Consider the following 12353-nt stretch of genomic DNA (forward strand, 5'->3'; position numbering starts at 1 on the left):
TTTACGTCGGTCGACATCATTACTGCTTAAACTGTGCCAACTTTCACTGTTTTAATCCTCGTGTAACAAAAATTTAACAAAAGTGTCACCTTTGTGCGGTTAAAAAACAACTCCAAATGAAATCGATTGTTTTTTGTTCAATCGTTTAAAAGTAAAGCAAAGTCTGCAGGGTGTAGGTGAAATCAGTAAATAACTGAAGCGGCAAGTAGCTGCCTCAGAGTGGCAGGTTTTAATGCGCGCTGGCCAATTTATGCCTTCACGTTTTGAATTATTTTACGTAGTTGGTTGTTTTCTTTTAACAATGCTTCAAACCTTACTGTATTGAGAGGCTTGCTATACAAGTAACCTTGCAACATTTCACATTTAAAGCGTCGTAAAATTGACAACTGGTCTTCATGTTCGACACCTTCAGCTACTACTTTCAAGCCTAAGTTGTGAGCAATAGTGATGATAGATTGAGTCATGTACCTGTCTTCAGAGGCTTTGGCTATGTCGTCAATAAAGGCTTTATCTATTTTCAGAGTGTTAATGGGGAAACGTTTTAGATAGGCCAAAGAAGAGTACCCTGTGCCGAAATCATCCAGTGCTAAGTGAATACCCCGTTCTCTTAGGCGTTGCATCATAGTTAATGCACTTTCTGGGTTTTGCATTAAGGTGCCTTCAGTAATCTCGCACTCTAAATGTAAAGGGGATAGGCCAACTTGTTGCAAGATATTCATGATCCTGTCATCAAGATCTGGGATTTCAAATTGTCTTGCGGATATGTTTACAGCTACTCGACCTGTGAATAGTCCTGCGTCTACCCACTTTTTGGTTTCTTGGCAGGCTTTTCGTAACACCACCTCTCCAATGTCAATAATTTGGCCTGTTTCTTCCGCTAGAGGGATAAACTGAGCAGGGCTGACGATGCCTTTTACAGGGTGCTCATATCGCACTAAGGCTTCCATGCTAACCAGTTTGCCACTGGCAATATCAACCTTGGGTTGGTAAAACACTGTAAATAGGTCTTCTTTTAGACCGTGTCTAATTAGATTTTCAATTTGTAGTTGTCTAACTGCATTTTGATTCATTTCGCCGCTGAAGAACTGATACTTATTACCACCGGCATTTTTTGCAAAATACATAGCGGTATCCGCATTTTTTAATAGCTCTTGCGGAGATATGCCGTCTTCTGGGTAAAACACTATGCCTAAGCTAGCACCCAATACAAATTCTTGTTTATTAATAATAAAGGGGCGAGACATGACGTCTAAGATTGATTGAGCAAAGTGCGTAATCTTATGAATGTCAGTAGTGTTGTCTATGAGTACGCTAAATTCGTCACCCCCTAATCTGTAGGTTGTGGCAGAGGTACCGGCTAGTTTTTGTAAACGATTGGCAATTTGTTTAATTAACATGTCACCTGTTTGGTGACCGAGCGAATCATTAATTTTTTTGAAGTTATCCATATCCAAACAAATTAGCGCGTGTGGCGTGTTTCTGCGTACTATGTTGGCGTGGTTGGCCAAAAAGAAAGAGCGGTTAGGTAACTCTGTTAATGGATCGGTATTAGATAGTTTTAATAGTTCTTTTTCAGTACTTTTACGTGTTGTGATATCAGAAAAAACACCAACATAGTGACTAATTTTACCATCTTCATCGGTAATGGCATCTATGTTAAGTTCCATCTCATACTTTTCGCCGCTTACTCTGCGAGATTCAACTTCACCAATCCAATTACCTTTGTGTTTTAGGGCTTTTTTCACTTCTTCAGTAAATGCACCAGGGTATTGATGGAAGCTTAAATAACTGGCTAAGGCTTGCTCTCTGGTTTCACCTGTATATTTGCAATAAGAGTTGTTTACAGAAATATATTTAAACTCTGTATTGGTAATAAACACACCATCTGAAATAGTTTCAATTGAACGTTTAAATAGCTTTAATTGTTCTTCAGCAACTTTTAAATGGCTAATGTTTTTGAGAGTACCTGTCATACGCTGAGGTTGGCTGTTACTGTCTCTAGCCACTACTTTCCCTCTATCAAGCACCCATAACCAGTCACCCTTGTAGGTTTTTATTCTATAGGTTACTTCGTAGTGTTCTGATTTATCTTTTAGATGTGCATCAAGAGACTCTTGTACTCTAGGTATATCATTAAGGTGGATATTCGCTTCGTAGGAGCTGTTGACGCGAATGTCGTCCTGCGGGAAGTCAACAGTCCCCCAAGTATTTGAACGGAAAACCTGACCTTGGTAAATATCCCAATCCCATAACTCATCGCCACTGCTCCAAAGAGTTAGTTTTAAACGTTCTTCGTTTTCTTGAATTGATAATTGTATAGCGCTGCGGTTTCTAGCTTGTTTTAAAATATATAACAAAATCAATATACTGAGTATGCCATATATGACGAGAGCATTTTTTTGTAACCAAAACGGCGGAGCAATATTAATAGTTAAGGTACGAGTGGGTGACCATGAAGATAATTCAGTTTTACTTTGCACTTGCAGCTCATATGTTCCAAAGTTCAAATGAGAGAAGTGTGCATACCGAGGTGACTCAGATACGGTTTCTATCCACTTGTCCGATAGACCTTTTAATTTATACCGGTATGTTACGGCTTCGGGCATTGCTGGATTGATTTGCGCAAATTTAAAGCTCAACATATTAGACTCATAAGGTAAATCTATGTTGTTCAATAAGTGTAGCGGAGCCGTGAGAGGTGTATTTTCTGAGTGAATCGTAACGGGTAGGCTAAATACTCGGAATTGCATGATAGAAGGTGCTTTGTTTTCTTCATTTTTTGGCATGTTGAGTAACTGGTTTTCCACCGACAACTGGTTAGGGTCAAACATTAAAAAGCCATTACCACCACCAAACAGAATATGTTCATCACTCGTAAGCAACCCAACCCCTTCATTTAACTCGTTGAAATCGAACATTTCAGGGGCAATGTTTTGTAAAACCTTATGTGTGCTTAAGGATATTTCGTCGATACCGCCATTTGAATGTGCTGCCCACATGCTATTTTTGTGGATGAACGCACTTAACACTTGATTACTACTCAGCCCATTTTCCATATTGAGTTGATAAATCACCTCGTAGGAATTTTTGTCTATTGTGATCAATCCGTGGACTGCTGAAGATAACCAAAAGGCGTTTTCAGTTTCAATAACCTTGTTGACGTAACTTGTATCATTGTTGGCAAAATCTAAAATGAGCCGGGTAATTTGTTCTGTCACAATGTTGAAATGTAAGATACCGATATTAGTGTCGAACCAGATATTTTGGTTACTATCTAAGAATAAAGGATTGACCGAACTGATATTTTTATTGGATAAAGCAATTGAATGAATTTCAAAGTTCTGTATGTCGATCCAACTAAGTGAATTATTTTTGGTTGGCAGCCATATTTTGCCATCCAAAAAGTTAGCTTTCAAAATACTTTCGTCAGCAAAAAGAGTTTTCTTAAGCGTTAAATTTGAATTGCCATTTTGGTCGTATACGAATAACCCTCCTGAACTTGCAATCCAAATCTGTTCTAAATCGTCTAATGTTATCGACCATATGTGATGTTTAAAATCAGCTAAATATCTTTGGAAGGTGACCGTGTCAGGAGAGAATGAATTGATACCCGCTGTTTGTGAAGCAATCCAAATTTTTCCATCACTACCTTCTTTCATTCCCCAGATATTCTTCCCAGAAAGAGAGTTAGGGTTACTCGAAGAAGGGCTGAATAACTTTATGTCGTTTGCTTTAGGCGTATGTTTATAAACACCGCCAGAATAGGTACCGAGCCAAATAGTGTTATTAGAGTCTGCGTAAAGTCGGTAGAAATGGCTACTCTTTAAGCCAAAATCAATGTTGTTTTGATCATCATAGGTCAATAATAAGTTTTGATTTTCATCTAAAATGCTAATTCCTGTAGAGGTGCCAAGCCAAACTCGGTTATCTCCATCTTGGATGATACTTCTCACTTCTTGACCGGCTATGGCTGGTAAGCTGTTTGGACTCAGTAAATCTACTTGTGACAAGGTAAGATCGACAACATAAGCACCTAGCTCTGTTCCTAACCAATATTGATGGCCGACTTTTTTTATGTCGAACAAATAATTGGCATCTAGGGAAATATTCCAAGGATTATTTTGTTTTAGGTCATATAACCGATTGGAGCTGTGTTCCAACAAAAATAAACCGTTTCCAAAACTACCGATCCAAGTTTTATCCTGTTCGCTCAATATAAATTTAATTTCGTTCGGAAGTTTCCCTCTATTAATTGAAAAGGGGAGAAAACTATTTGACTGACTATCAAACAAATATAGGTCTTCGTTTGTGGCAACTAATAAGTCTCCATTTTTATCGTTGGCCAAAGTATTAATTTCGTTACTTTTTAATGAACTGTTGGTTTTATCGAAAACAGTGAAATTGTCTTGAATTGTATTGTACTTAGCTAAACCACTAACGGTTGCTATCCAAAGGTTACCTTGACTGTCTATGTGGGACTTTTTAATAAAACCTGCGGGTAGGGCATCTTTAACGTTTTTTGAAGGCGTATAGTTCTTGAATTCGTAACCATCGAAACGACTTAGTCCTTCAAACGTAGAAAACCAAATAAAACCATCACGGTCTTCCACTATATCAGTGACAGTATTTTGAATCAGGTTATGGGATTTGTTGTAATTTACGAAGGCATTACTTGCAGCATGAGTTGAATGACTACATTCAAAACATAACAATAAAAGAAACAAAACTGAATTGATTTTACTACGAATATTCACGTTACACCTATGGTAGATATCTACCTTATTTTTATTCTTATTAATTTGCAGCGTATCCGTATCGCTTATAGGTAAATATGCCTAATTTGAGGCCTAGCTACAAGAGGAAATGTAATAAAATTCGTTCAAATGTTATAAAATAAAGTGGTTTGTAGGAAAATCATCCAATTTTCTACTTTTTTACAGGTATCTCGTTGTTTTTTTAAATATTTTGGGATCATTAATGTTTTGGAATTGTTGATCTTTACTGCTGTTTGAATAGGTCCCACAGTGCAAAATTATTTCCCCGAATTCCTGTCGTTCTAATAGCTGTTCAAAAAATACAATTAATTCATTTAAATCTAAACCTTCTATCGCTTGGATCATTTTCTGTGAATGGGAGAAGTCATTATCTTGATTGTTGATTGCCATCCAGAATCTTTGTGCTTTCATACTTAAGTTTGTATCTTTTTCTGATAACTGTTTAATGACACCATTCTTAATGGTTTGCCAAAAATTGGTATATTGATTCAAATCTTTAGTGATCTGTCGTATAAAAGTGTGAATGGCCTCTACGAGTTGCTCTACCGATGCTTGAGGAGATTGAACATAAAACGCAAGGCCGGGGTGTTGATTATAGGGAATGTAACCACTACCAACTAAGTAGCCGAGTTGTTGTTCCGTTCGTAATTGATGAAAGAACGGGCCTGACACAACTTGTTCTGCAATGATGGTTAAGACTGTGTTTTTTACGCCGGCATCCGGAGATTGAAAATAAATGACTACAGCAGAATCTGAATGCTGGCTTTCCACTTGGTGAATGTAAGTTGGTTGATGTCTAATATCAGCGACGCCACGAGGTACTTTGTCCCCAGTCTTGTAGTTATTTCTAAAACTTTTAATCACTTTGGAAATATCTAGAGCCTCCGCATGAGTCCAGTTTCCATACATTAAACCTTTTAAATGGAATTGGTTTAATAGTTGATTTTTTGTTTGGTATATTACTTCAGGCGTGATGCTTTGCATTACGTCACACATGTCTAAAGGCATGTAATTGTGTTGTTGCATCAACACCGCCAATCGAGCAAATAGGCTGTTTATTGGTTTATTTAATAATTTGTTAGATAACCCTAATAATTGTCTGTTTTTTACTTGTTCGAAACTGTGTTCAAAGTATTCATGCTTTACAATTTGGGTTAAAAGTTTGCTATAAAACTCTAATTGATTGTCACTAAATCCGTTGGTTTGTAATGAAAAACCACCTTGATGTGGATAGAAATGAAAATGCATGCCAGCCAAATTTGCTTGGTAATACCTTTGGTTTAACTTTTCATTTAGAAGCGCAATCCATAAACGTTTTGCGGTGACTACTTCAATCCCTTGATTGACGGCTAGGCAATCGAAAGTTAAATAACAATCACCTTTGGGTTGGTTAAATTTACTGTCTTGGCCATACCAAATATGTAATCCGGGGTCTTCAATCACCTTTTGTGGAGTGTCAAACTTTTGGTTAATTGGTTTTATGGCCTGTTCTTTTGGTAAAAACTCGTTGGGTTTAGCGAGGTTTAAGCTTGAGTCGACGTTTTTATTTGAGAAAGCTTGAATAAGCTGATTACTTATTTTATCGACCGCGTAAGGTGTTTCATAATATTTAGCTATTTGGTTGGTTTTAATATCAGGCCAAATAGATTTAAGCCGCATATTTTCCGGGGTAAAATATTCTAATAACTCTAAGACTAAGTCAGGTTTAATCTGATCTAAAACATAATCTCCTTCGAGCAAAAACTCTTTGGGATATTCAAACATTGTTTGGCTAATATGCAAACTTTCATCAACGCTTTTGGTGGTCTCTGCGTAGTGCCACATTAGTTGGTTTATAGCGGCAACTTCTTCTATTCTCCAGCTTTCAATTCCATCGTTTTTAATAAGGTGAATAAACGAAAAAAGTGTTTGGGTAATTTCATTGATTTTGCCAATACCAGCAGGCGTTAGCTGAATATTTATATTAAAATCTTTAAAGTTACTTCCTTCGATCCCGCCGCCAGCATTTACACTGGTTGCCCATCCTTTCTGTTTATAAAAATGTAATAAACTGCCTTCTCCTTCATCACCAAATATATGGCTTAGGATAATCAGGGGTTTACTTCTAAAGTCTTGTTTAGGATTAGGTAAGGCAAAAGTAATTATCAAGCGTTGTGTTTTTACGATTGGTTTTATATTGATGTTAATCGCTAAATTTTCTGGTGCATAAAGGGGGGGGAGCTTTTTTGAACCAATTGGCGTTTCTTTTTTCCAGGATTTAAAACAGTTTTCGACATGTATATGCAGTTCGTCTAAGTGCAAAGGACTTACAATACATAAACAAGCATTTTGAGGTTGATAATATTTGTTATGTAAGGTTTTTAACTTTTTCTGTAATTCAGAACTCGGAAATGATTGGAATATGTCTTTATTGCCGACTGAAAACTGACTAAAAGGGTGGACTTGGTTACAGGTTTCTTTGTGTACTTGATAAAGGCGACGTAATTCGTCTTTTCTTTTTAATTGAAACTCAGCATCGATGACTTCAATTTCGTTGGTTAGTAGTGCTTCATCAAACAAAGGGTGGATTAACATTCCGCCCAAAAGGTGCAGACTTTGTAGTAGGTGCTCATCAGGGCAGTCTAAAAAATAACTTGTAAATTCAGTGCCCGTCAGAGCATTAATACTTCCATTAATTGATTCAAGAAAGTTTGGTACATGATTGGCAGTAGCGTTATTACGATCACCTAAAAATAGCATGTGTTCTAAAAGGTGACTTAAACCTTGGCAATCATTGTCATCATTAAAATGGCCTGAATTGACGGTTATTGAAGCAGCGCTTTTGTCGCAAAATTCGTCCTGAATTAGAAAAACACGTAGGCCATTGTGTAAAGTTAAGTGTTTAAATTGGCGATGGTCATGGTCACTTATGCGCAAAACTCGACTCTCTTTATTACGAAATCTTAACAAGCATAAACTAATTTTCAGATGTTAAGGATTTTTCATCTAAATATTTGCTATATTCTTAATACCCTCTAGATTTTCATTAAATATATGAAATTAATTATCATGCGTCATGGAGAAGCAGAAACATTTGGCACACTAGATAGTGCAAGATGTTTAACTCCAAATGGTATTAAACAAGCTCAAGTTGCAGGTACTTGGCTAAGACAGTATCTTGGTGAAGATCAACACGTCGATATTGCTTTAGTGAGTCCTTTTGTTCGTGCCGAGCAATCCTTTATTGAAGTCAGTAAAGAAGTGAATTGCTCTCAAAAACTCATTTCTAACGACATTATCCCAACTGGAAATCAGCAATTAGCCCATGACTACCTAAGAACTTTATTCGCCGGTGATAGCGAAAATAAACACGTGTTGCTGGTTAGTCACATGCCTTTTGTGAGTTATTTTGTAGAAGAAGTTACGATTAATAAATGTGCTATGTTGTTTGACACGTCAAGTATAGTTGTCATTGATTACAACGAGGGAGAATTAGCTGGTTTATTAGAGTGTGTCTATCACCCGAATTAGTTAAAAAATAGTAGGATTTTTCTTCAGGAAAGTAGGGTGTCGGCCGATAGTTTGTTCATGACGACTAAAAGTTTACCGGCCTACTTACAACAGGTGTTAAAAAACCATGTTGATGAATCACAACTGACTCACGATGATGAGCTTCAGGGAATTATTGATCGTCTTAGTAATTTGAATGATAAAGTTGAAGTCTTAAAGAAGAAAATTAAAGTCAATCGTCAAAAAAACGAACAAGCTTAGTTATTTATTCAGACACTTCATCTTCTACAGAGCGGTAGTGTGCAGGCATAACTTGGACCGTTTTAACCATATTATCTTTCATTTCTTTAATTTCTATGGGGTAACCCGCTAAACGTAAACTGATATTAGCTTCGGGAATTTCTTCAAGATATTCTAGAATTAGACCATTTAACGTTTTAGGCCCTTCTGTTGGAAAGTGCCAATCAAGTTCTTTATTTAGTTCTCTTATGTTGGCACTGCCATCAATGAGCACACTACCGTCTGTTTGAACGTCAGCTTCTTTACTGTGATCCGGTAAAAAGCTAGTGGTGAAATCACCGATAATTTCTTCCAAAATATCTTCAAGCGTTACGAGCCCTTGAATGTCTCCATATTCATCTACCACTAAACCAATACGTTCTTTTGCCGCTTGAAACTTATACATTAGAGTATGTAAAGGTGTAGATTCTGGGGTGTAATATATTTCTCGAACGGCTCTTAATAAAGACGCTTTAGTGAACTGATCTTTTGATAAAAGTCTTAATGCATCACGCACATGCACAAAACCCACTGCATCATCTATACTATCGCGGAATAATAAAACACGAGTATGTTGGGAGTTGACTAGTTGCTTTTGAATATCTTTCCAATCGTCATTAATGTCTATAGCTACGATATCACTACGAGGCACCATGATATCTTCAGCAGTCACTTTTTCTAAATCCAAAATTCCCACTAACATATCTTGGTGTTTTTGCGGGATTAGCGCTCCGGCTTCGTGGACGACTGTTCTTAATTCTTCACGACTTAAGTTTTTCCCTTCATCATTAACGGGACTTATACGAATCAGCGCTAATAAACCATTACAAATTCCATTCACTAAAAATACAAATGGATAGAGTACAAACATTAAAGGCAATAAGATGATAGAACTGGGGAATGATATCTTTTCTGGATAAAGTGCTGCTAGTGTTTTGGGCGTCACTTCAGCAAATATTAACACGACTAACGTTAACGAAAATGTGGTAATGGCAGTGGCAACACCTAAACCTAAGTGGCCAAATAAACGCATACATATAATAGTCGCAATGGATGAAGCGGCTATATTAACAAGGTTATTTCCAATTAAAATAAGGCCGATTAAACGGTCTGGCCTTTGTAGTAATTTTTGGACTCTGATCGCGCCTTTGTGTCCTTCATTTTCAAGATGCTTTAGACGATATCGATTAATTGACATCATGCCGGTTTCTGAGCTTGAAAAATAAGCGGAAAGTAGAATTAAAACACCCAGTATTATGAATAAACTACTGGTGGTGATGCTGTCCAACTGGGCAAATCCTTGGTAAAAAGTGAAGTCGAACTTTAAGTGCTATTGAGTTTGTATTCAAGCGTTAAGTAGCACTTCTCTAACAAAACGACTGCCGAAGTAGGCTAAGGTAAGGATTACGCTACCGATTATGGTTGATGTAATCACGGGTTTACCTCGCCAACCAAATTTTGCGTGGCCGAAAACAATGGTGGTGTAAATAACCCAAGCAATTAAAGATAACACGGTTTTGTGGGCTTGTTCTTTAGTAAACATATTGTCTAAAAAGATAAACCCACTAATTAAAGATAAGGTGAGAAGTACGGTTCCAACCAATAGTAGCTTAAACAAAATATGTTCAACTGCCATTAATGGAGGTAATGAAGAATGTAATATAGAGGCGTTTTTTTCTTTTAATCTCAAGTTGATATAGAAGAGTTGTAAGGCGTATAAAAATGCAATACCTAAACAAGCGTATGCGAAAAGAGCCAAACTAACATGAATGATTAAGCTTGGTTGGATGTTCATTTGCACAACGTGTGCACCAGGCATTGCGTTGCTTAATAATACTAAAATTCCTGTAAACCCGTATACCACGGGTAATAAAATAGTATTGGGCAATTTAAATGAGGCGCTAAGCATGGTAATGCTGATGATCCAACCGACAATAGAAGCCACATTTAGAATGCTCATGTTTTGGCCGGGTTCTATCAATATCGTACTTTTTAAAATGAATGTATGTAATACGATCGCCACAACTGCGGTTGCGATTGAAAGTGTTTTGTTTGGCCCTTGTTCCTGAAACATACCAGCAACAATGATTCCAGATGTGAATAGATAAAAAGCAAAACAAATATAATCTAACAACATATATCAGCCTTTAAATCAGCGAATAATTTTACACTTTGGAATAACATGAATTTTAAATAAGTCCGTCAGATGGCGTCATTGTGGTTAACTAGGTTAAAACTATCATTATTTTTGAATACATGACATAAAAGTTGTCATTTTAAGCTTTAAAGATGCTTCAGTTTTAATAAATATTGTAAGTTATTAATAAGCGGCGTTATTAAACATTCTTATCTGGTCTCACATTCGATATAATTAAAGTAATAACAATTGTAGGTAATAAAAGCAGATGTTCGAGAATCTCACAGAACGATTAAGTAAAACTCTTAAAGATATTAGCGGCCGTGGTCGTCTAACCGAAGATAATATTAAAGACACCTTACGTGAAGTAAGAATGGCGCTGTTAGAAGCTGACGTTGCTTTGCCTGTTGTTCGTGAATTTATCAGTCAGGTGAAAACAAGAGCCGTTGGCACTGAAGTGAGTAAAAGTTTAAACCCGGGCCAAGTGTTTATTAAGATTGTCCAGTCTGAACTAGAATCAGTCATGGGGCAGGTTAACGAATCATTAAATTTGGCTGCTCAACCACCGGCTGTTGTTTTGATGGCAGGTTTACAGGGTGCTGGTAAAACCACGAGTGTCGGTAAGTTAGCCGCGTTGTTAAAACAACGTGATAAGAAAAAGGTTTTAGTTGTTAGTGCTGACGTATACCGTCCAGCAGCAATTAAACAACTAGAGACCCTAGCCGGCGAAGTTGATGTAGGTTTTTTCCCATCTTCAATTGAACAAAAACCTATTGATATTGTTGAAGGTGCCATCGAGTTTGCACGCAAACAGTTTTTTGATGTTCTATTAGTTGATACAGCGGGTCGTTTGCACGTAGACAGTGAAATGATGGGGGAAATTCAAGCGTTACACAAAGCAATTGATCCTGTCGAAACGTTATTTGTAGTCGATGCCATGACAGGTCAAGATGCGGCAAATACAGCTAAAGCGTTTAATGAAGCGCTTCCTCTTACTGGGGTTATTTTAACCAAAACGGATGGTGACGCCCGCGGTGGTGCTGCACTGTCAGTAAGGCATATTACTGGTAAACCTATTAAGTTCTTAGGTATGGGCGAAAAGCTAGATGCATTAGAACCATTCCACCCAGAGCGAGTTGCTTCTCGTATATTGGGCATGGGTGATGTGCTTAGTTTGATTGAAGAAGTTGAACGTAAAGTCGACAAAGATAAAGCCCAAAAACTTGCGAAGAAAGTACAAAAAGGCAAAGGCTTCGATTTACAAGACTTTAAAGAACAGCTTGAACAAATGCGTAATATGGGTGGCATGATGTCACTTATGGACAAAATGCCTGGTATGGGCAATATGTCGGCACAAATAAAAGATAAAGCCAATGATAAGTCTTTCAATCAAATGGAAGCCATTATTAACTCAATGACTGCTTTAGAAAGAGCTAAACCTGAAGTGATTAAAGGTAGCAGGAAACGTCGCATTGCAGCAGGTTCCGGGACCCAAATCCAAGACGTAAACCGCATGTTGAAACAATTTACACAAATGCAGAAAATGATGAAAAAAATGTCCGGTGGCGGCATGAAAAAAATGATGCGGAATATGAAAGGTATGATGCCTCCCGGTGGTCCAGGTGGAATGGGTGGCATGTTTCCACCAAGATAAATTCTAATAAAATTTAATA

The 12353-nt window shown here is 37.3% G+C and carries 7 protein-coding genes; 3 read left to right on the forward strand and 4 right to left on the reverse strand.

Going from position 1 to position 12353, the window contains the following annotated elements; genetic code table 11:
* Positions 1 to 248 precede the first annotated feature (248 nt).
* Positions 249 to 4754, reverse strand: a complete 4506-nt coding sequence (locus ACSHXM_RS00955; RefSeq protein ID WP_435686839.1) for an EAL domain-containing protein — start codon at positions 4752 to 4754, stop codon at positions 249 to 251.
* A 180-nt stretch (positions 4755 to 4934) separates the two neighbouring features.
* On the reverse strand, positions 4935 to 7691 hold the full coding sequence (locus ACSHXM_RS00960; protein WP_435686840.1) for an insulinase family protein: 2757 nt from the start codon (positions 7689 to 7691) through the stop codon (positions 4935 to 4937).
* A 117-nt stretch (positions 7692 to 7808) separates the two neighbouring features.
* Between ACSHXM_RS00960 and sixA the strand changes: the two genes are divergently transcribed.
* Positions 7809 to 8285, forward strand: coding sequence for a phosphohistidine phosphatase SixA (gene sixA, locus ACSHXM_RS00965; protein WP_435686841.1), 477 nt, complete (start codon positions 7809 to 7811; stop codon positions 8283 to 8285).
* A gap of 36 nt (positions 8286 to 8321) precedes the next feature.
* Positions 8322 to 8525 carry a hypothetical protein gene (locus ACSHXM_RS00970; RefSeq protein WP_435686842.1) on the forward strand — a complete coding sequence of 68 codons (204 nt, stop codon included), beginning with the start codon at positions 8322 to 8324 and terminating at the stop codon, positions 8523 to 8525.
* Positions 8526 to 8529: 4 nt separating this feature from the next.
* Here ACSHXM_RS00970 and ACSHXM_RS00975 read toward each other — a convergent pair whose 3' ends face one another.
* Both ACSHXM_RS00975 and ACSHXM_RS00980 read right to left on the reverse strand, forming a co-directional pair.
* Positions 8530 to 9831: an HlyC/CorC family transporter gene (locus ACSHXM_RS00975; RefSeq protein WP_435686843.1), complete on the reverse strand. Its 1302-nt coding sequence runs from the start codon at positions 9829 to 9831 to the stop codon at positions 8530 to 8532.
* 57 nt (positions 9832 to 9888) lie between these two features.
* A complete protein-coding gene (locus tag ACSHXM_RS00980) occupies positions 9889 to 10680 on the reverse strand; it encodes a cytochrome C assembly family protein (protein ID WP_435686845.1) in 792 nt (263 codons plus the stop codon).
* Between the two features lie 268 nt (positions 10681 to 10948).
* Between ACSHXM_RS00980 and ffh the strand changes: the two genes are divergently transcribed.
* Complete coding sequence (ffh, locus tag ACSHXM_RS00985; RefSeq protein WP_435686846.1) at positions 10949 to 12334, forward strand: signal recognition particle protein; 1386 nt, start codon at positions 10949 to 10951, stop codon at positions 12332 to 12334.
* Positions 12335 to 12353 lie beyond the last annotated feature (19 nt).

The organism is Paraglaciecola sp. (genome assembly GCF_051252315.1).
In the GTDB taxonomy this organism is placed as follows: Bacteria; Pseudomonadota; Gammaproteobacteria; order Enterobacterales; family Alteromonadaceae; genus Paraglaciecola.

Excerpts from the sequence above, each read along its gene's own strand:
- sixA (WP_435686841.1), top strand. The coding sequence starts at position 7,809 with ATGAAATTAATTATCATGCGTCATGGAGAAGCAGAAACATTTGGCACA.
- ACSHXM_RS00980 (WP_435686845.1), bottom strand. The coding sequence starts at position 10,680 with ATGTTGTTAGATTATATTTGTTTTGCTTTTTATCTATTCACATCTGGA.
- ffh (WP_435686846.1), top strand. The coding sequence starts at position 10,949 with ATGTTCGAGAATCTCACAGAACGATTAAGTAAAACTCTTAAAGATATT.